This is a genomic window from Roseovarius tolerans, assembly GCF_900109855.1.
Taxonomy (GTDB): Bacteria; Pseudomonadota; Alphaproteobacteria; order Rhodobacterales; family Rhodobacteraceae; genus Roseovarius; species Roseovarius tolerans.
Genome location: NZ_FOBO01000007.1, coordinates 160985 through 183942, shown reverse-complemented (window position 1 = coordinate 183942; position 22958 = coordinate 160985). Strand labels below are relative to the sequence as shown.

22 protein-coding genes are annotated in these 22958 nt (G+C 65.5%); 9 read left to right on the top strand and 13 right to left on the bottom strand.

What is annotated here, in order from left to right:
- The 4 genes from BMX04_RS09280 to rpsL all read right to left on the bottom strand — a co-directional run.
- Positions 1 to 368 (bottom strand): GTP-binding protein (locus BMX04_RS09280; protein WP_175477344.1); only part of this gene is annotated, 368 nt, incomplete at its 3' end.
- A gap of 85 nt (positions 369 to 453) precedes the next feature.
- Entirely contained in the window at positions 454 to 2577 is a 2124-nt protein-coding gene (gene fusA / locus BMX04_RS09275) for an elongation factor G (protein ID WP_074785968.1), read from the bottom strand.
- A gap of 21 nt (positions 2578 to 2598) precedes the next feature.
- Positions 2599 to 3069: a 30S ribosomal protein S7 gene (gene rpsG / locus BMX04_RS09270; RefSeq protein WP_074785967.1), complete on the bottom strand. Its 471-nt coding sequence runs from the start codon at positions 3067 to 3069 to the stop codon at positions 2599 to 2601.
- A 63-nt stretch (positions 3070 to 3132) separates the two neighbouring features.
- On the bottom strand, positions 3133 to 3504 hold the full coding sequence (rpsL, locus tag BMX04_RS09265) for a 30S ribosomal protein S12 (RefSeq protein WP_008281863.1): 372 nt from the start codon (positions 3502 to 3504) through the stop codon (positions 3133 to 3135).
- 348 nt (positions 3505 to 3852) lie between these two features.
- Here rpsL and BMX04_RS09260 point away from each other — a divergent pair, with 348 nt between their 5' ends.
- Positions 3853 to 4671: a putative rhamnosyl transferase gene (locus tag BMX04_RS09260; protein WP_050664087.1), complete on the top strand. Its 819-nt coding sequence runs from the start codon at positions 3853 to 3855 to the stop codon at positions 4669 to 4671.
- Here BMX04_RS09260 and BMX04_RS09255 read toward each other — a convergent pair.
- The 3 genes from BMX04_RS09255 to BMX04_RS09245 all read right to left on the bottom strand — a co-directional run bounded on the left by BMX04_RS09255 (position 4610) and on the right by BMX04_RS09245 (position 7766).
- Positions 4610 to 5530, bottom strand: coding sequence for a DMT family transporter (locus BMX04_RS09255; RefSeq protein WP_074785966.1), 921 nt, complete (start codon positions 5528 to 5530; stop codon positions 4610 to 4612). The two genes, BMX04_RS09260 and BMX04_RS09255, sit on opposite strands and share 62 nt — an antisense overlap.
- Positions 5531 to 5608: 78 nt before the next feature.
- Complete coding sequence (locus BMX04_RS09250) at positions 5609 to 6388, bottom strand: inositol monophosphatase family protein (protein WP_074785965.1); 780 nt, start codon at positions 6386 to 6388, stop codon at positions 5609 to 5611.
- On the bottom strand, positions 6375 to 7766 hold the full coding sequence (locus tag BMX04_RS09245) for a TldD/PmbA family protein (protein ID WP_083398139.1): 1392 nt from the start codon (positions 7764 to 7766) through the stop codon (positions 6375 to 6377). Before BMX04_RS09245 ends, BMX04_RS09250 begins: the two co-directional genes overlap by 14 nt.
- A 138-nt stretch (positions 7767 to 7904) precedes the next feature.
- On the opposite strand from BMX04_RS09245, the gene BMX04_RS09240 reads away from it, so the two are divergent.
- Positions 7905 to 9098 carry an MFS transporter gene (locus BMX04_RS09240; protein WP_074785963.1) on the top strand — a complete coding sequence of 398 codons (1194 nt, stop codon included), beginning with the start codon at positions 7905 to 7907 and terminating at the stop codon, positions 9096 to 9098.
- A gap of 23 nt (positions 9099 to 9121) precedes the next feature.
- On the opposite strand, the gene BMX04_RS09235 is transcribed toward BMX04_RS09240, so the two are convergent.
- Entirely contained in the window at positions 9122 to 10642 is a 1521-nt protein-coding gene (locus BMX04_RS09235) for a DUF2125 domain-containing protein (RefSeq protein WP_074785962.1), read from the bottom strand.
- Positions 10643 to 10780: 138 nt separating this feature from the next.
- Between BMX04_RS09235 and BMX04_RS09230 the strand changes: the two genes are divergently transcribed.
- The 4 genes from BMX04_RS09230 (at position 10781) to BMX04_RS09215 (ending at position 14312) form a co-directional block, all read left to right on the top strand.
- Complete coding sequence (locus BMX04_RS09230) at positions 10781 to 11530, top strand: SDR family oxidoreductase (protein ID WP_074785961.1); 750 nt, start codon at positions 10781 to 10783, stop codon at positions 11528 to 11530.
- Entirely contained in the window at positions 11527 to 12144 is a 618-nt protein-coding gene (locus tag BMX04_RS09225) for an enoyl-CoA hydratase/isomerase family protein (protein ID WP_074785960.1), read from the top strand. Before BMX04_RS09230 ends, BMX04_RS09225 begins: the two co-directional genes overlap by 4 nt.
- A 104-nt stretch (positions 12145 to 12248) precedes the next feature.
- Complete coding sequence (locus BMX04_RS09220; RefSeq protein ID WP_074785959.1) at positions 12249 to 13649, top strand: selenium-binding protein SBP56-related protein; 1401 nt, start codon at positions 12249 to 12251, stop codon at positions 13647 to 13649.
- Between the two features lie 6 nt (positions 13650 to 13655).
- Positions 13656 to 14312, top strand: a complete 657-nt coding sequence (locus BMX04_RS09215) for a hypothetical protein (protein ID WP_420876401.1) — start codon at positions 13656 to 13658, stop codon at positions 14310 to 14312.
- Positions 14313 to 14318: 6 nt separating this feature from the next.
- Here BMX04_RS09215 and BMX04_RS09210 read toward each other — a convergent pair whose 3' ends face one another.
- Positions 14319 to 14615 carry an HNH endonuclease family protein gene (locus BMX04_RS09210; RefSeq protein ID WP_074785957.1) on the bottom strand — a complete coding sequence of 99 codons (297 nt, stop codon included), beginning with the start codon at positions 14613 to 14615 and terminating at the stop codon, positions 14319 to 14321.
- Between the two features lie 71 nt (positions 14616 to 14686).
- On the opposite strand from BMX04_RS09210, the gene BMX04_RS09205 reads away from it, so the two are divergent.
- From BMX04_RS09205 to BMX04_RS09195, 3 genes are read left to right on the top strand one after another with little or no spacing between them, the layout of a single operon-like run.
- Positions 14687 to 16030, top strand: a complete 1344-nt coding sequence (locus BMX04_RS09205) for a mechanosensitive ion channel family protein (protein ID WP_074785956.1) — start codon at positions 14687 to 14689, stop codon at positions 16028 to 16030.
- Positions 16027 to 16575 carry a hypothetical protein gene (locus BMX04_RS09200; protein WP_074785955.1) on the top strand — a complete coding sequence of 183 codons (549 nt, stop codon included), beginning with the start codon at positions 16027 to 16029 and terminating at the stop codon, positions 16573 to 16575. Before BMX04_RS09205 ends, BMX04_RS09200 begins: the two co-directional genes overlap by 4 nt.
- Positions 16572 to 17747, top strand: a complete 1176-nt coding sequence (locus tag BMX04_RS09195) for a TIGR03862 family flavoprotein (protein WP_074785954.1) — start codon at positions 16572 to 16574, stop codon at positions 17745 to 17747. Before BMX04_RS09200 ends, BMX04_RS09195 begins: the two co-directional genes overlap by 4 nt.
- Here the strand turns inward: BMX04_RS09195 and BMX04_RS09190 are convergent.
- The 4 genes from BMX04_RS09190 to leuS all read right to left on the bottom strand — a co-directional run bounded on the left by BMX04_RS09190 (position 17723) and on the right by leuS (position 22898).
- Positions 17723 to 18310 carry a glutathione S-transferase family protein gene (locus BMX04_RS09190; protein WP_074785953.1) on the bottom strand — a complete coding sequence of 196 codons (588 nt, stop codon included), beginning with the start codon at positions 18308 to 18310 and terminating at the stop codon, positions 17723 to 17725. The genes BMX04_RS09195 and BMX04_RS09190 overlap by 25 nt on opposite strands.
- Positions 18311 to 18734: 424 nt before the next feature.
- Positions 18735 to 19760, bottom strand: a complete 1026-nt coding sequence (gene holA / locus BMX04_RS09185) for a DNA polymerase III subunit delta (protein ID WP_074785952.1) — start codon at positions 19758 to 19760, stop codon at positions 18735 to 18737.
- Positions 19757 to 20248, bottom strand: a complete 492-nt coding sequence (lptE, locus tag BMX04_RS09180) for an LPS assembly lipoprotein LptE (protein WP_074785951.1) — start codon at positions 20246 to 20248, stop codon at positions 19757 to 19759. Before lptE ends, holA begins: the two co-directional genes overlap by 4 nt.
- The gene (gene leuS / locus BMX04_RS09175) at positions 20235 to 22898 is read right to left on the bottom strand and encodes a leucine--tRNA ligase (RefSeq protein ID WP_074785950.1); all 2664 of its coding nucleotides are present in this window, start codon (positions 22896 to 22898) and stop codon (positions 20235 to 20237) included. The genes lptE and leuS overlap by 14 nt, the downstream gene beginning before the upstream one ends.
- Positions 22899 to 22958 lie beyond the last annotated feature (60 nt).

Here is a 22958-nt window from a genome sequence, read left to right as displayed (position 1 = left end):
ATGCCGACCTGGCGACCCAGCAGGATGTGCTCGCGGGTTTGCGGCATCGGGCCGTCGGCGGCGTTCACCACCAGGATCGCGCCGTCCATCTGCGCCGCACCGGTGATCATGTTCTTGACATAGTCGGCGTGGCCGGGGCAGTCGACATGCGCGTAGTGACGCGTGTCGGTCTCGTATTCCACATGCGCCGTCGAGATCGTGATCCCGCGGGCCTTCTCCTCGGGCGCGCCGTCGATCTGGTCATAGGCCCGGAAATCCCCAAAATACTTCGTGATCGCCGCCGTCAGCGTCGTCTTGCCGTGGTCCACATGCCCGATCGTGCCGATGTTCACATGCGGTTTCGAACGGTCAAACTTTTCCTTTGCCATGGTCGTGGCTCCTTTTTTCGTTGCGGATGGTGGGTTTACACCCACCCTACGGTTTGGGTAGGGCGGGGGTCTCCCCGCCACCCGGTTATGCGTATTTCGACTGGATCTCTTCCGAGATGTTCTGCGGCACGGGATCGTAATGCGAGAACTGCATCGTGAACTGCGCGCGGCCCGAGGACATCGAGCGCAGCGTGTTGATGTAGCCGAACATGTTGGCGAGCGGCACGTTCGCATTGATCGAGATGGCGTTGCCGCGCGGCTCCTGACCCGAGACCTGGCCGCGCCGCGACGTGAGATCGCCGATAACGTTGCCGGTATATTCCTCGGGTGTCACCACCTCGACCTTCATGATCGGCTCAAGCAGCTTGGCCCCCGCCTTGCGCAGACCTTCGCGCATGCACATCCGGCCCGCGATCTCGAATGCCATCACCGACGAGTCAACGTCGTGGAACTTACCGTCGATCAGCGCCACCTTGAAGTCGATCACCGGGAAGCCGGCGAGCGGGCCGCTATCCATGACTGAGCGGATGCCCTTCTCGACGCCCGGAATGTATTCCTTGGGCACCGAGCCACCGACGATACGGCTCTCGAAGCTGAAGCCTTCGCCCGCCTCGGTCGGCGAGATGATCATCTTGACCTCGGCGAACTGACCCGACCCACCCGACTGTTTCTTGTGGGTGTAGGTATGCTCGACCTCGTGACCGATGGTCTCGCGATAGGCCACCTGCGGCGCGCCGATATTGGCGTCGACCTTGAATTCGCGCTTGAGACGATCCACCAGAATATCGAGGTGAAGTTCGCCCATGCCCTTCATGATGGTCTGGCCGCTCTCCATGTCGGTTTCGACGCGGAACGACGGGTCTTCGGCGGCAAGCCGCGCCAGACCGGCGGACATCTTTTCCTGGTCGCCCTTGGTCTTGGGCTCGACCGCGATCTCGATCACCGGATCGGGGAAGGTCATGGTTTCCAGAACGACCTGCGCCTTGGGATCACACAGCGTGTCCCCGGTGGTGGTGTCCTTGAGACCGGCAAGCGCGATGATGTCGCCAGCGAAGGCCTCGTCGATCTCTTCACGGTTGTTGGAGTGCATCATCATCATCCGGCCGATGCGCTCTTTCTTGCCCTTGGTCGAGTTCTGGACTGTATCACCCTTGTTGATCACGCCCGAATAGATGCGCGTGAAGGTGAGCGAGCCCACGAACGGGTCGTTCATGATCTTGAACGCCAGGCCCGAGAACGGCATCGAATCGTCGGCGCGACGCGGAATGTCACGGGTCTCGGTCTCGTCATCGGGGCTGAAGCCCATGTAATCGACCACGTCGAGCGGGCTCGGCAGGAAATCGACCACGGCGTTCAGCAGCGGCTGCACGCCCTTGTTCTTGAACGCCGAGCCACCCAGAACCGGCACGAAGCTGAGCGACAGCGTGCCCTTGCGGATCAGGCTGCGCAGGGTGGGGATGTCGGGCTCGTTGCCTTCGAGGTATTCCATCATAGCGTCGTCGTCCATTTCGACGGCGTTCTCGATGAGCTTGGCGCGCCACTCGTCGGCGGTGTCCTTGAGCTCGTCACGGATCGGCTGACGGGTCCAGGACGCGCCCAGATCCTCACCTTTCCAGGTCCACTCTTCCATGGTCACCAGATCGATGATGCCCTCGAGCTCGGTCTCGGCCCCGATCGGCAGCGCAACAGGCACGGCCCGCGCGCCGGTGCGATCCTCGATCATCTTGACGCAGTTGTAGAAATCGGCGCCGATCTTGTCCATCTTGTTGACGAAGACGATACGCGGAACCTTGTACCGGTCGGCCTGACGCCAGACGGTTTCGGTCTGCGGCTCGACACCAGCATTGGCATCCAGCACGCAGATCGCGCCGTCGAGCACGGCGAGCGAGCGCTCGACCTCGATGGTGAAATCGACGTGGCCGGGCGTGTCGATGATGTTCATCCGGAACTTGGTGTCGTCGGTCCCCTCCTTGGTGGGGTCCTCCTGCCACTGCCAGAACGTCGTCGTCGCAGCCGAGGTGATCGTGATCCCGCGTTCCTGCTCCTGCTCCATCCAGTCCATGGTGGCCGCACCATCGTGCACCTCACCGATGTTGTGGGATTTGCCGGTGTAGAACAGGATCCGTTCCGAGCAGGTGGTCTTGCCTGCATCGATATGGGCCATGATGCCGAAGTTGCGATAGCGTTCGAGCGGATAGTCGCGTGCCATGATTCAGATGCCTCTAAAGGTTTACCAGCGGTAATGGCTGAACGCTTTGTTCGCGTCTGCCATCTTGTGGGTGTCTTCGCGCTTTTTCACGGCCGAGCCGCGGCTCTGGACAGCGTCGACCAGCTCACCGGCAAGACGCTCTTCCATGGTGTTCTCGTTGCGGGCGCGCGACGCGTTGATCAGCCAGCGGATCGCCAGGGCTTCGCGGCGCTCGGGGCGGACCTCGACGGGCACCTGGTAGGTGGCACCGCCGACACGGCGCGAGCGCACCTCGACCGAGGGCTTGATGTTGTCGAGCGCCTCGTGGAACACTTCCACCGGTGCGCGCTTGATCTTGCTCTCGACGCGCTCCAGCGCGTTGTAGACGATCTTCTCTGCGGCGGACTTCTTGCCGTCCACCATCAGGTTGTTCATGAACTTGGTCAGAACCCGGTCGCCATACTTGGCGTCGGGCAGAATTTCGCGTTTTTCAGCGGCGTGACGACGGGACATCTGATATTCCTCTTGTTCCTCTGCGGGCGAGGCCCCGGGCCGATGCCGGGACGCCCGAAATCCTTATTTCGGACGCTTGGCGCCGTATTTCGAGCGGCGCTGTTTGCGATCCTTGACGCCCTGCGTGTCGAGCACGCCGCGCAGGATGTGATAACGCACGCCGGGAAGGTCTTTCACACGGCCGCCACGGATCAGGACAACCGAGTGTTCCTGAAGGTTGTGGCTTTCACCGGGAATGTAGCTGATGACCTCGAAGCCATTGGTCAGGCGCACCTTGGCAACCTTCCGCATGGCCGAGTTCGGCTTCTTCGGCGTCGTGGTGTAGACGCGCGTGCAAACGCCACGTTTCTGCGGGCAGCCCTGCAGGTGCTGTGACTTGGTGGTTCTGACTTTCGGCTGCCGCGGCTTGCGGATCAGCTGTTGGATCGTTGGCATTCCGGTTTTTTCCCCGTCTCTCAACACATGTGTCTGCACGAGGTGACCCGTGCGGTTAATCAAAAGCACACTGCGCGTCCGCAATACGCAAAAACCGCAATCGCACCCCATATTTCGGGTCCGACGCGGTGGGTTTCCAGAGGATCGGGGCATCACGCCCGGATCTTGACCACTTCAGTTCTGATACAGGCGGTGGGGCGGCCCCCTTTGCCTTGGATGGGGCGCGTATAGGGGGAGTCGCGGGGGTTGTCAACAGGCCCGCCCGGTGCTTGCGCAATGGCTTTGCGAATGCGATGTATCGCACAGGCGAAACGCTGCCAACCCACCCTGTCCGGAGTGTCCGACATCATGCGCGTCATCGGAATTTGCCGGTTCTCCTACCCCGCGCAGGGCGGGTTCAAGCGGATGCATGACAGCATCGAGGCGCGCGAGGCCTATCTCTACGATCCCGCGCGCATGGAGTTGCGTTTCCGGCATTTCGAATGCCTCACCCTGCCCTCCATCGCCGCCCAGCAGAACCCCGATTTCACCTTTCTCATCGTTGTGGGCGAGAGCCTGCCGAAACCCTATCGCGACCGCCTTCACGACCTGACCGCCGCCGTGCCGCAGATCAGGATCGTCGCACAGCCCCCGATGCGCCACCGCAGCGCCATGCAGCTTGCCATCAAGGAAGAGTTGGGCGAGGACGAAACGGAATCCATCCAGTTCCGGCTGGATGATGACGACGCCGTCGCCGTCGGCTTCACCCGCAGCCTGCGCTGGTCCGCCAAGGCCAGCCGCACCATGCGCAAGAAGTGGCGCACCGTGGCGTTCGAGTATAATCGCGGCTACTCGGTCGGCCTCTCGGATCAGGGCATCAGCGCCGAAGAGGTCCAGTCCCCGTTCTGGGCCTGTGGTCTCGCCGTTCTCTTTCGCCCCGGCGATCCGCGCACGGTGATGAATTACGGCCATCACAAGCTGCACCTGGAAATGCCGATGATCTCCAACCCGACGCCGAAGATGTATCTGCGGTCCAAGCATGACGACAACGACTCAGGCGCCAATTTCGAGCCGCGCAGCCTGCAGCCCCTCACCGACAAGGAGCGCGCCTTCTTCAAGGCGCAGTTCAACGTGGACGAGGACCAAGTGAAAGCTGTCTTTTCTGCGCCGCCCGTGCCCGTCGGCTGACCTGCGCCTCGCGGTAGAGCGTGAACAGCCCCGAGGCCACGACAATCGCCGCCCCAATCAGCGTGACGGTCTGCGGCCAGTCACCGAACACCACCCACCCCAGGATCAGCGCCCAGATCAGGCTGGTATACCGAAACGGCGCGACAAAGCCGATCTCGCCCACCCGCATCACCATGATCGAAAAGAGATACCCGCCGATGATCATCACCGCAGCCCCCCCGATCAGCAGCATGGCGCGCCCGTCGACCGGGGCCCAGTCCCCGGTCAGGCTCGCCAGACCAAAGAATACCATGATGAAAAACGAGGTGATCAGCGTCACCAGCATCGACGGCACATCGCGCGACAGCTTGCGCGTCGCCAGATCGCGCAGCGTGACAAAGGCCACCGCCGCCAGACCGTAGACCGAATAGACATTGAACCCCTCGGTGCCGGGCCGCACGATTAGCATCACGCCGATGAACCCCGCAAGGATCGCCGACATCCGCTTCCAGCCCACCGGCTCGCGGAAGAACAGCGCGGCGGCCAGCGTGATCGTCAGCGGCAGCGCCTGCATGATCGCGCTGATATTGGCAATCGGCATGTTAAAGAGCGCCGAGACAAAGAAATAGGCGGAGCCGATCTCGCCAACCATGCGCCAGAATACCGGCCCCCAATCCTCTCGCGGCAGGCGCTTCGTCAGCGCCCCCATCCGCCAGGCGATCACCGCCACCAGCACCGTCGTCACCACCCCGCGCAGGAACATCACCTGAAACAGCGGCACCTGCCCCGACAGGCCCTTGATCATCGCATCGTTTATGGTGAACGCCGCCATCGACCCCATCATCAGGAGCGCGCCGGTCAGGTTGTCGGAACGGGGCATGGTCTGCCTGTTTTTTGATCACAAGTCCCGCGCATTAGACGCGGATCGCACCCGGGTGCAAGGGGGGATCAGAGCGCGTCAGTCTGCCAGTGCCGCGTGCAGCGCGCCGTGCAGCGCCGGATTGGCCGCCAGCACCCCGTCGAGACGCGGCACCGGGTTGTTGAACCGCAGCGGCGCCTTCCGCCGGTCGGATGTCACCGCCCCCGCCTCGCGCAGGATCAGATCGCCCGCCGCGATATCCCATTCCCAGGTCGGGCGCAGCGTCATCATCGCGTCATAGCGCCCCTCCGCTACAAGGCTCAGGCGATAGGCCAAGGAAGGGCGAAAGCCGCGCGTCACTTCCGGCGCACGCCCCTCGCGCCAGACCTCGGGGGCAAAGGCGGGCGTGGCCGCGAGCAGCGACGCGCCCCCCAGATCAGCCCGCGTCGTGGCCCGGATCGGCGCGTCGTTCAGCGTCGCACCCAGCCCGGCGCCTGCCGCATAGAGCTTGTCGCGCATCGGCAGATAGACCGCCGCCGCCGTCACCACGCCACGCTCGGCCACGGCGATGGAATGCGCCCAGATGTCATTGCCCTCGATGAAACTGCGGGTGCCATCGATGGGATCGACGATGAACACCCGTTCGGCGCTCAGCCGCGCGGCGTCGTCCTCGGTCTCCTCCGACAGCCAGCCGTAATCGGGCCGCGCGTCGCACAGGATCTGTTTGAGGGCGGCATCGACCGCAAGATCGGCCTCGGTCACCGGCCCCGCCCCACCGGGCTTGTCGCGGATATCGAGCGGCGCGCCGATATAACGCGTCGCAATCTCCGCCGCGTCCTGCGCGGCCTCGATCAGCAGGGAAAGGTCACTCGCCGGCAAGCGTCAGCCCCTCGACCAGAAGCGACGGCACCACCCGGCTCAGATGCGGGCGCGCGTCATTGGCGGGGATCACCGTGCGCAGCATCTCGGGAAGGCTGCCCGCGATGGTGCATTCATTGACCGGATAGGCAATCTCGCCATTCTCGATCCAGAACCCGGCAGCGCCCCGCGAATAATCCCCCGTATTGGGGTTGATCGTCGCCCCGATCATCGACGTCACCAACAGGCCCGTGCCCATCTCGTGCAGCAGATCCTCGCGGCTCTGCGCCCCTTGGGTCAGCGCCACGTTCCACGTCGCGGGCGACGGCGGCGCGGATGTCCCGCGCGACGCGTTGCCGGTGGAGCGCATCCCCAGCTTGCGAGCATTCGCCAGATCGAGCGTCCAGCCCATCAGGCGGCCATTCTCGACAATCGCGCGCGGCGCGGTCGGCAGACCCTCGGCGTCAAACGGGCGCGATCCGGTGGCGCGCGGGCGGTGCGGATCCTCCAGCAGCGACAGCGCCTCGGGCAGCACCTGCTCGCCCAGCCGGTTCATCAACCAGGACGATCCCCGCGCCACCGACGCGCCACTTGCCGCCACCAGCAGATGCCCGATCAGCGAGGACGCGACGCGCTCGTCGAACAGCACCGGATAGGCCCCGGTGCGCGGGCGGCGGGCATTCAACCGCTCGACCGTGCGTTCCCCCGCAATCCGCCCGATTTCCTCCGCCCCGCGCAGATCGCCGGCAAAGACGCGGCTGTCGGCATCATAATCGCGCTCCATCCCCGACCCGGTGCCGCCAATGGCCACGCAGGACAGCCCCGTATCGGTGCGCGCATAGCCACCCGAAAACCCGTTGCTCGCCGCGATATGCGCCGCATTGTGCGAATAGGCCGCGCTCGCCGATTGCACCTGGCTCACGCCCGCCACGCGCAGCGCCGCCGCCTCGGCCTCCTGCGCCATCTGCATCAGCGCATCGGGCGCGGGCTCCGCCGTCGGGTCGCACAGCTCCAGCCCCGCCAGATCCCAATCGCGGGCAAGCTGCTCAGGTTCGGCCAGCCCGGCGTAGGGGTCCTCGGGGGCCTCGCGCGCCATCGCCACCGCACGGGTCGCCAGCGCCTCGATGGTCTCGGGCCGGGTGTCCGAGGCCGAGACATTGGCCTGCCGCCCGCCAATCAGCACGCGCAGCCCGATATCGGTGCCCTCGGCCCGCTCCGCCTGCTCCAGCGTGCCGCCGCGCATGTCGACGATCACCGATTGCCCCCGGATCGCGATGGCATCAGCCGACTGCGCCCCGGCTTTCAGCGCGGCGCCGATCAGGGCATGGGACAGATCATCGAGCGATTGGGGCACGGGCGTCTCCTGAATGCCACACTCAGGTAGACCGGCCCGGCCCATGGTGCAAGGCCATGCCACGTGAAAAGCCATACCGCGCGCCGGCCCTTGCAGATATTTCGACCGGGCCACACATCGGGGGCGTCCCCGGCGGGGCGCGCGGGGACAGAGCCCACCACGCGCAACAAGGGGCCGCCTGCCATGACCTATTTCCAGAGCCTCTCCGCCGCCGGTTTCGCCGCAACCGCCATCAGCTTCGGCCCCGGTCGCATGGGCTTTGGCCTGTTCGTGCCCGAATTCAAGGCGACATTCGCGATGTCCGACACCACCGTCGGGCTGGTCTCGGGCCTTGGCTTCCTCGGCTTCTTCGTGGCACTCCTGCTCGCGCAGGCGATGCTCGGACGCAAGGGCCCGCGCGCGCCGGTGGCCCTTGGGCTCCTTGCCGCCTCGATCGGCATGGCACTGGTCAGCCTCGCCCAGGGCGTGCCCACGCTCGCACTCGGCGTCTTTCTGGCGGGGTCGAGCGCGGGCTTCGCCTGGACACCGTTCAACGACGCGGTGCACCGCAAGATCCGCGATATGAATCGCCCGAAAGCCCTAGCCGAGATCAGCACCGGCACCAGCCTCGGCGTGGCCCTCGCCGGGCTCGCCGCCCTCGGGCTGATCGCAACGGACCTCTCGTGGCGGGCCTGCTGGGCCGGGTTTGCCGTGGCCAGCCTGATCGCCCTCGCCGCCAACTGGGCGGCGCTGCGCGAAGTGGAGCCGGGCGGCGCACCCCGCCCCCGCACGGCATGGGACGAGCTGTGCCACGCCGCCGCCCTGCCACTCTTCGCCGTGGCCTTCGTCTACGGCACCACCTCGGCGATCTACATTTCCTTTGCCGCCGACCACCTCCGCGCCGCAGGCGGCACCCTCGGCCTGCCCGCCTCGGCCACACCCGGACTGGTCTTCGTGATCTACGGGCTTTGCGGTCTGGCCGGGCTCGCCACGGCACGCATCAACGCCGCCATCGGCCTGGCCACCCTCCTGCGCCTCCTGATGGTGGCGGGCGCAGGCTCGCTCGCGCTGGTGGCGCTGATCCCCGGCACATGGGCCGGGCTGGTCCTGTCGGCGGGGCTGCAAGGGCTGCACGTGATGATGGTCAGTGCGGTGCTGGCGTCATGGTCGGAACGGCTCTTCCCGGCGCTGCCGTCGCTCAGCTTCACCGCCGCGCTGCTCGCCACCGCAGGCGGCAGCATGATCGGCCCCGCCCTCGCAGGCGTCGCCGCCGATACGTTCGGCACGAAGGCGATGTTTCTGGCGTCAGCGGCCCTGCCGGGCGCATTGACGCTGGCATTGCGCCCGGCAGGGATTCGGGAACGCGCGGCGATGCTGGACGATCTGGAACCCGGCTGAGACCGCGCCCGAGACCGCGCAGCCTACTTGATCCGCTGTCCGTTCGCCAGAACCTGCCCGTCCTCGGTCACTTCGATCTTGGACACCAGCTCATCCTCGCCCGGGCCGGACCGCGCGAACAGCCCCATCATCATCCGCACGCCGGTGGCCTGATCCTGCGGCACGAGGCCCATGGCGATCAGCTTGTCCAACAAGCCATTGCCACCCACGAGGCGCAGATCGACCTCGCCTTCCGGCGCGGGCGCGCCGCCAAAGCTCTCGGTGTCGGTCTGATCAAACTTAAACGCCCCCTCGCCGGTCAGCGTCGCCCCCGCCACATCGAGCGTCAGGTCATGCAGGGTCAGGCTCTCGACCTCGCCCGGCGCGGACTCGCTGCTTTCGATGTTCGCCATCTGCTCGGGGTCGAACAGATCGACGAACAGCCGCCCCTTGCCGGACAGGTCCAGCTTCAGCGTCGCCGGATCACGCGGCAACTGCGCGCCGGGATCGAACAGCGACCACAGCTGATCCGGCATGGTGAACTCGGCCAGTTCCATCCCAACCGCATAATCCTGCATGGTCTCGCTCTCGATCACCGGCATCGCGATATCGAAGCCCATCCGCGCCATGCTCAGATCGACCGGGAACGGCATGTCGCTGGAACTGATCGCGATCGTCACACCCTCGCCCGCGCCGCCATAGCGCAGACCATCCGGGCCGATGGAACTCGTTATCGTGCCCCGATCGGAACCGTTTGCCCCCTCCAGCACATCGCCATCATCCTCGAACCGGTAGACGGTGCTGCCGGTCTGATATTCCATGCGGCTATCGAACCGGAACCCGTCACGCAACGCGGCGGACATGTCATTGGTGTCAAAGCTCTCGGGGATCGCCCCGGTCCCGGCGAACGTCGCATTCGCCAGAGAGCCGGAAAACACCAGCGTGCCGCCCTCGGTCGGATCGGTGAAATCCAGATCATAGGTCACCGGGCCCGCCGTCATGTTCTGTTGCACCGCACGCGTCGTCTCGCCAAGCGCGGTCCGGCTCGTGCCGTTGAGATCCTCAAGGCGGATCTGCGCGGCGCGAATCTCCGGCGTCTCCTCGCCGGCCCGAAGGTCGGTCAGCGCCATGGTCACCGCCTCCGCGTCATAGCTGTATTGCATCGCCTCGGGCGTGCCCGACACGATCATCTCCAGCGCCTCGTGCGTCATCTCCAGCGTCATCGTGACCTGCTGCGCCTCGTCATCCGAGGCAGCAATCGCGATCGGCATCGTCTCGGGCAGGACCACCGTTACGGTGCCGTCGCCGTTCTCGACGAACTCCACCTGCCCCATCCGCATCGACACCGCACCCTCACCCTCGGGCAAGGCCATCTCCATCGCCAGATCGCGGATCGTCAGCGTGTCACCGGACCGGCTCTCGTCGGCGGTGATCCGATAACCGAACTCCTCCAGATAGGTCGTCCAGTCCTGCCAGACCTGATCGGCGGTCAGATCGGCCAGCGCGGCGGTGCCGGTGACACCGAAGAGAACGGCCGACGCGGCCAGCGGGCGAAGATAAGACATGCAAGGCACCTTTTTCAAATACGGGTTGCCGATAACTTCGGGCCTCGGGCGCGCGGGGTCAAGGGAGGATGTCACTGGAACTCCGCCCGCCGCACGGCTATGCAAGGCTCCGTATCACAGGGCCAAAGGGGGCAAGCCATGACCATGCAAGGCAAATGCGTTCTCATCACCGGCGCGAGCAAGGGCATCGGCGCCGCCGCTGCGCGAGTTTTCGCCGAGGCGGGGGCCAATGTGGCTCTGGTGGCGCGCAATCGCGACGCCATCGCCAATCTCGCGGGCGAAATCGGGCCCAGCGCCATCGCCATCCCCTGCGACGTCAGCCGCTACTGGGAAGTCGAGGCCGCGGTCGAGGCCTGCCACACCGCCTTTGGACAGCTTGACGTGCTGATCAACAACGCGGGCGTGGTCGAGCCCATCGCGGGACTGGCCGACGTCGACCCCGGCGCATGGGCCCATGCCATCGACATCAACCTCAAGGGCGTCTTCAACGGCATGCACGCCGCCCTGCCCGGCATGATAGAGCGCCGCTCCGGCACCATCCTCACCGTCAGTTCCGGCGCGGCGCATAATCCGCTGGAAGGCTGGAGCGCCTATTGCACCTCCAAGGCGGGGGCAGCGATGCTCACCCGTTGCGCCGATCACGAGGCGCGCGCAGCAGGCCTGCGCGTCATGGGCCTCTCGCCCGGCACCGTCGCCACCGACATGCAGCGCGAGATCAAGGCCAGCGGCGTCAACCCGGTCAGCGCGCTCGACTGGTCCGACCACATCCCCGCCGACTGGCCCGCCAGGGCGCTCTTGTGGATGTGCAGCCCCGAGGCCGATGAGTTCGTAGGCCAGGAAATATCCCTGCGCGACGAGGATATCCGCCGCCGGATCGGCCTCGCATGATCCGGCTCGACAAGGACGGCGGCCTCTGGATCGCCACGCTCGACCGCCCCGACAAGGCCAACGCCCTGACCGAGGCGATGCTGTCGGAGCTTGCCGATATCGCTGAAGCCGCCGCATCCGAGGCGCAGGTTTTCATCCTCACCGGCGCGGGCAAGGTGTTCTCCGCCGGGGCCGATCTCGAGGCCGCCCGCGCAGGCCTCGCCACCAGCCCGGTCTGGGAACGTCTCTCAACCGCCATCGCCGCCTTTCCCGGCCTCAGCATCGCCGCGCTCAACGGCACGGTGGCGGGCGGCGCAATGGGCATGGTGCTGGCCTGCGACATCCGCATCGCCGCGCCGGGGTCCAAGGCGTTCTACCCGGTGATGAAACTGGGTTTTCTGCCCCAGCCCAGCGACCCCGCGCGCCTCAGCGCGCTGGTCGGCCCGGCCCGTGCCAAAATGATCCTCATGGCCGGGCAGAAGATCGACACCGAAACAGCGCTCGCCTGGGGCCTCTTCGATCGCGTCCCCCCGGACGCCGAAACCGTGCTCGACACCGCCCGCGCACTTGCCGCCGACCCGCTCGCCGCCGACCCCGCCCATGTCGCGGGGATCAAGGCCCTCTGCCGCCCCTGACCCGCGCCCCGTCTTGCAAAAGATTTGCCGCATCACGCATTCCGTGACAGGGTAAACCGCGCCTGTTGCGGAGGGCAGGTGCGTAGTTCAGGGAGGACAACCAGATGACCTTGCGGCCCGATCCGACATTTCACGCCACACCCAAACTCGCGATGGAGGCGCCGGCGGAAACGCTCGCCTTCACCCTGATGCTCAGCCCCGACGGCAGCCAGCCCGACGGCCTCGCCGTGGTGGACGTGGATCCCAAGTCCAAGACATACGGGCAGATCGTTCATAGCCTGTTCATGCCCAACACCGGCGACGAGTTTCACCATTTCGGCTGGAACGCCTGTTCCTCAGCCCTTTCGCCCCTCACCGGCCACGCATTCCTCGAACGCCGCTACCTGATCATCCCCGGCATCCGCTCCAGCCGCATCTACATCATCGACGTCAAGGAACCGCTCAAGGCGAAGATCCACAAGATCATCGAACCCGAAGAGGTCTTTGCCAAGACCGGCTATTCGCGTCCCCACACCATCCATTGCGGCCCCGAGGGCATCTATGTCTCCACCCTTGGCGGCGGCGGCAAGGACGGCACCGACGGCCCGCCGGGCATGTTCATCATGGATTGCGAGACCTTCGAGATCCTCGGCCGCTACGAGATGGATCGCGGCGTGCAGGACAAGCAATACGATTTCTGGTGGAACTTGCCGCGCAACTACATGGTCAGTTCCGAATGGGGCCTGCCGCCGCAATACGAAAACGGCATCGTCCCCGAGGACCTGCTCAGCAACAAATACGGCCATTCCATCCATTTCTGGGATTTGCGCGCGCGCAAGAACGTGCAGACCATCGACTTTGGCGAAAATCACCAGATGGCGCTGGAAATCCGGCCCGCCCATGACCCGGCCAAGCAATACGGCTTCTGCGGCGTGGTCGTCGACACCACCAATCTCGAAGGCTCGATCTGGACATGGTGGCGCAAGGACGACGGCACCTTCGACGCAAAGAAAACCGTCACCATCCCGCCACATCCCGCCGCCGCCGACGATCTGCCCGAATTGCTCAAGGGGTTCGAGGCGGTGCCGCCGCTGGTCACCGATATCGACCTCAGCCTTGACGACAAATACCTCTACGTCGCCTGCTGGGGCACCGGCGAGATGCACCAATACGATGTCTCCGACCCGATGAACCCCACGCTTGCGGGCAAGGTCGAACTGGGCGGCATCGTCGCCGACACCAAACACCCCAACGGCCGCGATTTCGCCTATGGCCCGCAGATGGTGGAAATCAGCCGCGACGGCAAACGCGTCTACTGGACCAACTCCCTCTATTCCTCGTGGGACGATCAGTTCTACCCCGAGGACGAGGGCGGGCAGATGGTGATGGCCCATGTCGGCGAAGACGGCGGGCTGACGCTCGACCCGGATTTCTACGTGGACTTCCCCAAGGGCTACCGCGCCCACCAGATCCGGCTCGAAGGCGGCGACTGTTCCACCGACAGTTTCTGCTACCCCTCCGTCTAAGGCGTGGTGGATCTCAATAGCACGGCGGCCCTGTGGTGGGCCGTCGTCGCCTCGGGCATCTATCACGGGGTCAATCCCGGCATGGGCTGGCCGCTCGCGGTCTCGGCGGCACTGATGGAGCGCAAGCGCAGCAGCCTGTGGATGGCATTGCTGGCGCTGGCGGGCGGGCACCTGCTCGCAATGGCCGCGATCCTATTCCCGTTCTCGGCGTTGATGGCCCTCGCGGCATGGCAGCGCGAAATCCAGATCGGCGCGGCCTGCCTCGTGATCGGCCTCGGCCTCTACCTGTTGATCAATCGCAGGCACCCCCGGTTCCTCGCCCGGGTGCCGCCCTCGCGGCTGGCGCTCTGGTCGTTTCTCGCGGCAATGGCGCATGGCGCGGGGCTGATGCTGGTGCCGATCTATCTCGGCATCTGCGGCACGGTCGACACCGACACCGGACACGCCGCCGCCGACACGCTGATCGGTGGCAACGTCACCATCGCAGCCGCCGTGGCCCTGCTGCACACAGCCGCGATGATGCTCTCGGGCGGCGCGCTCGCCTTCGGCGTCTATCGCTGGCTCGGCCTCAAATTCCTGTCGAAAAGCTGGTTCAACCTCGATCTGGTCTGGGCGCTCAGCCTGATCCTTGTGGGCGGCCTCTCGCTCTGGCACGTGCTCTGACGCCCCTCACCGTTTCCGTCTCGGCCCCGGCGTTCTCGAATGAAACTCCGGCGGGCGCCGCCCCACCCAGTCGATGAACTTCGCCAGACGCGGATGCGCGCGCAGCGCCTCCACCGTGCTGTAATCCCGCGCCAATTCCACTTCCGTCAGCGTCGCGTGGATCTCGTTGTGACAGATCTGATGCAGGCGCACGACCGCCCCACCCTTGCCGCCCTTCAGCTTGGGCACAAGGTGATGCAGGCTCTGCCTAGTGCCGGGCGGAATGGGCCGCAGGCAGAGCGGGCAAATCGGCGCGTCGGTCAGTTTGTCTTGATCCTATCCCAGAGTGCGGGCAAGAGACTGGCACAAAGGGTCAAGATGACAAGGGGTGTGTGATGGAGGGGCAACCGGAGATCTTGCAGACGGCCATCGGCTACGGCCTGCAGGGCTGGGACATGGCCAAGGTCTGGCTGCTCAGCCCGGCGGCATGGTCGCAATTCGCGATTCTGGTGGTGGCCTGGCTGCTGGCCGTGCTCATCACCGGGCGGATACGCCCCGCGCTCACCCGCCTGCTGACCCCCGCCGCTGGCCAAGACGGGCCGATCGCCTCGGCGCGGCGCTTCATGCTGATGTTCCTGCCGCTCCTGATGCCGCTTCTGGCCTACGGCCTCACGGGCATCGGCGAGAGCGTGACCCGCTCTATCTTCGGCTCGGGCGACGTGATCGCCTTCGGCAAGCGGCTCTTCATGGTCCTCGCCGCCCGCGTTCTGGTGCGCGAAATCGTCACCGACCCGTTCCTCAAGGTGCTCGGTCGCCTCGTTCTCATGCCCGTCGCGCTGCTCTACCTCTTCGATCTTCTGGGGCTCGCCAACGACCGGCTCGCCGCCATCTCGGTCGATCTCGGCAATATCAGCTTCTCGGCGCTGTCCCTCATCCGCGGCGCGGTCTCGGCCGCGCTCTTGTTCTGGCTTGGCCGCTGGTCCAACAGCCAATCCGAAGACTTCATCCGCCGTCAGGAAGATCTGCGCCCCGCCACCCGCGAACTTGCGATGAAGGCCAGCCAGATCGCCATTTTCGGCGCGGCCTTCCTGCTCCTGATGTCGATCATGGGCATCGACCTCACCGCCATCGCCGTTCTCGGCGGCGCGCTCGGCGTCGGCATCGGCCTCGGGCTGCAACAGATCGCTGCCAATTTCGTCTCCGGCGTGATCCTGCTGCTGGAGGGGCAGACCACCGTGGGCGACTATGTCGTGCTCGATGACGGCTCCGAGGGCACCATTGTCAAGATGACCGCCCGCGCCGCCATCCTCGAGACCCCCGATGGCCGCTGGATCGTGGTCCCGAACGAGGATTTCATCACCTCCCGCGTCATCAACCTCTCCGACGCCGGCTCGCAACGCCGCTACGAGGCCGATTTCTCCGTGAGCTACGACACCGACATCAACCGCATCCCCGCCCTGATCGAACCCGCCGTTGCCGCGCTCGATTTCGTTCTCACCGAAGGCGCCCGCGCCCCCGAATGCGAGCTCAAGGCCTTCGCCGACAGCGGCGTGGACTTCTCGGTCGAATACTGGGTCGAGGGGATCGAGGATGTCACCGGAAAATACCAGTCCGACGTGCTCTTCGCGATCTGGAACGCGCTCAAGGCCGAGGGCATTGAAATCCCCTTCCCGCAGCGCGTGCTGCATCATGTCGGGCTCAACAGCCAACCGCTCGTCGAGGCCGGAGATGCTGCATGACCCCGGACCCCTTCACCGCCTACCCGGCGCGCGGATGGCTTCGTTTCAGTGCCGGTATCGCGTTCATGATCGGGGGGCTCGTGGCCGCGTTCGCGGTCTTCATGACCACGCAGGGGATCGACTTTTTCGACCTGCGCTTCATCTCGGTCCTGTTCCTGATCGCCCCTCCGGTCCTGCTGGTCTCGGGCGCATTGCTCTGGCGCATGTCCAACTGGGCCGACTGGGTCTTGCGCATCGACGAGACCGGCCTCACCTTTCGCAGCGCGACCTCCCGGGGTCGCCTTCGCGTGCCTGACCATATAGCCTGGCACGCGTTCGCACGGGCCGAGTTTTCCTGCGCGCCCAAGAACATCGAAATGATGCAACTCAGCGATATGGACGGAAACCGGCATAAACTGAACATATCGAACTTGACCTTCAGCCGTCCCCGCATCGTCGCCGCATTGGAAGACTGGCTTAACAGCGCGCGCGTGCCCTACACCAAACGCGGCTGGGACGTCGTCCTGCTTGATCGTGTCGTGATCGAACGGGTCGCGCAGGCATGACCGACGCGCTCGTCATCGGGGCCGGGCCTGCGGGTCTCATGGCCGCGCGCGAACTCGCCCGCGCCGGTCTGCGCGTGACGCTGGCCGAAGCCAAACCCTCCGTGGCACGCAAATTCCTGATGGCCGGTAAATCCGGGCTGAACCTCACCAAATCCGAACCCTTCGAAGACTTCCTCGCCGCCTACGGTGACAGCGCCGAGGCCCTGCGCCCGATGCTCACCGCCTTCGGGCCGGACGCGGTGCAGGACTGGGCGCGTGCGCACGAACAGACGCTCTTCACCGGCTCCACCGGCCGGGTCTTTCCGCGCGTAATGAAGGCCTCGCCACTCCTGCGCAGCATGCTGGCCGAATTGCGCAGCCTCGGCGCCCAGACCCGCACCCGCTGGCGCTGGACCGGATGGGATAGCTCGGCGGTCATCTTCGACACCCCCGAGGGGCCACAGCGCCTCCCCCCCACCGTCACCGTGCTGGCCTGCGGCGGCGCAAGCTGGGCCCGGCTCGGCTCCGATGGGGCTTGGAGCGCGCATCTCGACCCCGAGACGCTCGCCCCCTTCCGCCCCGCCAACATGGGCTTTCTCGTGGACTGGTCGCCGCATATGACCCCGCATTTCGGCAACCCCGTCAAAGGCGTGGAACTGCTCGCAGGCACCGCCCGCTCGCGTGGCGAATGCGTCCTCTCCGCCACCGGGCTCGAGGGCGGCGGTCTCTACGAGATCAGCGCCACCCTGCGCGACGGCGCCCCCCTCACGCTCGACCTCGCACCCGACCTCTCAACCGCGCAAATCGCCCAACGGCTGGCCAACACCCGCCCCCGCGACAGCCTGAAAAACCGCCTCCGCAAAGCGCTCAACCTCGACCCGGTGAAATGCGCACTGGTGATGGAGTTCGCCCGCACCGCCCCGGACCTGCCCGCCACGCTCAAGGCGCTGCCCGTCCCGCTCCTCGGCCCCCGCCCGATGGACGAGGCCATCTCCACCGCAGGCGGCCTACGCTTTAACGCCCTGACTGACGGCCTGATGCTGCACACCCGCCCCGGTACCTTCGCCGCCGGTGAAATGCTCGATTGGGAGGCTCCCACCGGCGGCTACCTGCTGACCGCCTGCCTCGCCACGGGGGTCTGGGCCGGTCGCCACGCCGCCGCCTACGCTCAGGGCAGCGCCGCCGCCCGCTGAAACGCGGGCCGCGCCATCATCGCATCGAGATACGCCGCCAGCCGCGCAGGCGGGGCCGGAAAGCCCGCCTTGCCCGCCCACATCAGGCAATGCGCCAGCAGGATATCGGCGATGGTCATGGTCTCGCCCTGCAGGAACGGACCCTTTAGGACCGCTTCCAACCCATTGACATTACGCGCATATTCCCACTTGAGCGAGTCCTTGACCGCAGGCACCCGGTGCTCCTCGGGCAGCACAAAGGAATGCCGCGCCGCCGTCCAGAGCACGGCATCGACCTCATCGAGGATCTGATGCGTCAGCGCATCCTGACGCGCCCGGGCGGGAGTGCCCGCAGGATGGGTCATCCGGCCATGCTTGTCAGCCAGATAGGTCATGATCGCACTGGAATCGGTCAGCACCTGATCGCCTTCCCGCAGCGCCGGGATCTTGCCCGACGGGTTCACCGCCAGCGCCTCGGCCGAGCGCGGGGCGACGGGCAGGTGATTGTACTCCAACCCCATTTCCTCAAGCAGCCAGAGCACACGAAAGGCCCGGCTGGCCCGCGATCCGATAACGTCATACATGGAACGGTCCCCGTTCGGTTTGATTTGCGGCAGCATTGCGCAAAGAGCAGGCGAAGGCAACGGCGGCAGGGCCAGTCGTGCGCACCTGTGAAGGTTTGGTGATGATTGGCCTGAAGCACTCATAGCACCCCGCCAAAAGGTACCGCGTGATCGCAGGGCCGGGGACTGGCGAAGCAACGGTCGTGGTGGGTACTTTATGGCAGCCAAGTCATTCTAACCTCGACACGTTGCGCGCCCTATGAAATCGCCAGGCCGCGGGACGGCCCGGCGATCGCGCGGCACCTTCGGTGCGTTTCGCGCGGGTGGTGCCTATGTCGGGTTTAGGCCACACCTTACCCCGTTCCATGGTGTGCTTTGAACCGACGCCGAAAACCCGAACCCGCACCGGTGGCACCGCGTAGGGTGGGTTTCCAACCCACCCCCCTCACCTAGCCGCCAGCATCGCCAACCGGATAAGCGCCCGTTCCATCAGCGCCATCTCGGGGGCCCGCTGCGCCGCCGAGCGCAGTTGCAGGTCGGTGTCTGTGAGGATCGTCAGCCCCTGCTGCAGCTTGTCCGCTCCCCAGCCCTGCGCCTGCCGCAGCATGCGGTCACGGCGCGGGCCAAAGACCGGCGGGCGCATCCGGGCGATGCCCTGCGCCGCCCCCCCGGGGTCCGAGGCCGCCGTGTAGAGCGCCCTGAAATGCCGGGTCGCCCCGATGCACAGCCCCACCGGCTGCACCCCCTGCGCCTTCAACCGCCGCAGCACCGGGCCGATCTCGCCCGAGCGTCCCTCGGCCACGATATTGAGGATGTCGTCGAGATCGGCCTCGGTCGAGGCGGGCGCGCAGGCGACGATATCCTCCGAAGACAAAGGGCCATCCTCGCCCAGCTTGTAGAGCGCCAGCTTCTCCATCGTCTGACGAAAATCACCGGGGTCGAGATCGCGGGCAAGCGCCGTGAGGTCATTCATCACCGGGCCGGGAATATCCCGCAGACCGGCCTCTCCCAACACCCGCTCAATCTCCTCGCGCGTGGGCGGTTCGTCATAAATTCCAACGGCATAGGCATTGGGATGCGCCTCGAACGCCTTGCGGATCTTCGACGTCGCCTTGAGCTGACCTGCGGTGACGATGATCTGCGCATCGCCCTCCTGCCAGTCACTCAACGCAGCCAGGATCGCGTCGGCGGCCGCGTCATTGGCATCCTCGACAAAGGCCGCGCGCGGCCCCGGAAAAAAACCTTGCGCTTTGACCGCATCCATCAGCCGCGCGGCATCCTTGCGCAGATCCCCGCCCGCCATCCGGGCAAGGCGCATTTCCTCTTCGGCGTCAGGACCAAGCAGCGCCGCGATCACCTGCTGCCGCTTGAGCGCCACGCGCATCGCATCGGCACCGTAGATCAACAGTCCCGTGCGATGCGCCTCGGGCTTGGCGAAATAGCGGGCCGCATCGCGCGCACTCAGCTTCATCGCGCCGCGTCGGGCACAGTCGCCACCAGACGGGTCACAAGCTGATCGGCGAGGATGGTCATCAGCCGCACCTCGGCATCGCGCTCGGCGGCCTGCGTCGCGACCGGCGTGCCGGTGGCAGAAAAGGCGGTAAAGCTGTCAACCGACCCGGTGGTCACGGTCAGGCCCGTCTCCCGGTCGACCAGCGCATATTCGACGCGCCCCAGCATGTTGAACCTTGATGCGACGTTGCTGCGATCAATGGAAATCGCCTCGGTCGCAAGGCTGATCGCGGGGCGCAACTCGTAGCGCGCCGAGGGGGCCCGGCCCAGACGACCCTCAAGCTCACGGGTCAGCAGGTAACCCGCCCGCGTCTCCGGCTCGCTCACCTCGACCTGCCCCATCAGCGCAGCCCCGGCGCCCCCCGGCGCATAGGCAGGCGCAAAGCCGCAGCCCGCCACCAGGGCCAGCCCCGCGCCGAGCAGCAGGCGGCGGCTATACGACGACATTCACGATCCGTCCCGGCACCACGATCACCTTCTTGGGTTGCCCCCCATTCAGGGCCTTTTGCACAGCTTCATGCGCGAGCGCGGCTTTTTCAACCTCGGATTTCTCCATGTCGGCGGGCAGCGACAGCTCACCCCGGCGTTTGCCGTTGATCTGAATCGGCAGGATCACCGTCTCGTCGATCAACATCGCTGGGTCCGCCTTGGGCCAAGGGGCGGTCGCCACCAGCCCCGCGCCGCCCAGCATCGCCCAGACATCTTCGGCCAGATGCGGCGTCATCGGCGACATCAGCTGCGCCAGCGTGCGCGCGGCGGTGGTCTTGGCCGCCTGCCCCGCCTTCGATTTGGCCAGCGAGTTGGTGAAGGCGTAAAGCCGCGCGATGGCGGCATTGAAGCCGAAACTGTCCACGCCCTTGGTCACCTCGTCGATGGTCTTGTGCATCTCGCGCAAGAGCGCCTCGTCGGCTTGCGGATCGGCCTCGCCGGGGGTCTGCGCGATCTCGGATGCGATGCGCCAGACGCGGGCAAGGTGCCGATGCGCCGCCTCGGCGCCCGAGGCTGTCCATTCCACGTCGCGCTCGGGCGGGCTGTCGGAAAGGACGAACCAGCGCGCGGTATCGGCCCCGTATTCCGCAATGATGGTCGAGGGATCGACCACGTTCTTCTTGGATTTTGACATCTTGGCGGAGGGGATGACATCAACGCCATAGTGAGGAAAAGAGACAAAGCTTTTTGCAATTGCTTCTCTAATGTTGCTGTCACCATTTTCCCAGCCACGTTCGGTCAACTCGGATTTCAGGACGTATACGCTCTTATCCTCGAAAGTGACCTTTTCGACCTCCTCGGGCAGGTGATAGACTGGGCGGCCCTTGGCATCCCGCGTCTGGTAAATCTCATGCGTCACCATGCCTTGGGTGAACAGAGCATCGAAAGGCTCAATCGCCTTCTCGGGCAGATGCCCGCAGATCTTCATCGCCCGGGCGAAGAACCGCGAATACAAGAGATGCAGGATCGCGTGCTCGATCCCGCCGATATACTGATCCACGTTCATCCAGTACTCGGCCTCGGCCATGTCCGTGGGCGTCTCGGCACGGGGCGCGGTGAAGCGGGCGTAATACCAGCTCGAATCCACGAAAGTATCCATCGTGTCCGTCTCGCGCCGGGCGGGTTTGCCACAGGCCGGGCAGGCACAGTCACGCCACGTGGGATGCCGGTCGAGCGGGTTGCCGGGGATGGAGAAATCAATCGGCGTGCCGCCCTCGTCATACGGCAGCTGCACCGGCAGGTTCTCTTTCTTCTCGGGCACCACGCCGCAGGTCTCGCAATGCACCACCGGAATGGGACAGCCCCAATAGCGTTGACGGCTGAGGCCCCAATCGCGCAGCCGGAACTTGGTCACCCCCTGCCCCACGCCATTCTGCTCGCAGAACTCAATCGCCGCCTCGACACCCGCCTCGCCGGTCTGCTCTTCTTCGCCCGCCACCAGCCGCGTGTAGCGCACCCGCTCGGATTTGAGCGGCACATAGGGTGCGGCTTCGATGTCGTGCTCAGCGTCAAGCGGCAGGAAGGTGTCGAGGATCGGCAGGTCATACTTGCGCGCGAAATCATGGTCGCGCTGATCGTGGCCGGGGCAACCGAAAATCGCGCCGGTGCCGTAATCCATCAGGATGAAATTGGCGATATAGACCGGCAATTCCCACGACGTGTCGAACGGATGGCGGCAGGTCAGCCCGGTATCGAACCCCAGCTTCTCGGCCTTTTCAATCGCCTCGGCGGTGGTGCCCCCCTTGCGCGCCTCGGCGCAGAACGCCGCCACATCGGCGCGCTCACGCTCCAACTGGCGGGCCAGCGGATGATCGGGCGAAATCCCGATGAAGGACGCCCCCATCAGCGTGTCGGGCCGGGTGGTATAGACCTCCACCCGGTCATGCCCGTCAGGGCCGTCATTGAGGCCAAAGGCGAATTGCAGACCACGCGATTTGCCGATCCAGTTCTCCTGCATGGTGCACACCTTGGCGGGCCAGTCGTCGAGGCTGTCCAAGGCCTCCAGCAACTCCTCAGAAAAATCCGAGATGCGGAAGAACCACTGCGTCAATTCACGCCGCTCCACCTCGGCGCCCGAGCGCCAGCCCTTGCCGTCGATCACCTGCTCGTTGGCCAAAACGGTCATGTCCACCGGGTCCCAGTTGACCACGGCGTTCTTGCGGTAGACCAGCCCTTTTTCGAGGAAATCCAGGAAAAGCGCCTGTTGCTGGCCATAGTATTCAGGATCGCAGGTGGCGAATTCACGGGACCAGTCGATGCTCAGGCCCAGCGGCCGCATCTGGTCGCGCATCGTGGCGATATTGGCGTAGGTCCAGTCCTTGGGATGGCCCCCGCTTGCCATCGCGGCATTCTCGGCGGGCATGCCGAACGCGTCCCAGCCCATCGGGTGCAGCACGTTATGCCCCGTCGACAGCTTATAGCGCGCCACAACGTCGCCCATCGTGTAATTGCGCACATGACCCATATGGATGCGCCCCGACGGATAGGGGAACATCTCCAGCACGTAGTATTTCGGCTTGGCCTCATCCCGGCGGGCGCGAAAGATATCCGCATCCTGCCACGCCTGTTGCCATTTCGCTTCGATTTCCGCCGGTGCATAGCGCGACATGGGCCGGGCCTCTCTTGCTCTGTCAGTTGTTGGAACGGGTGATAGGCGCTTGTGTGGGGC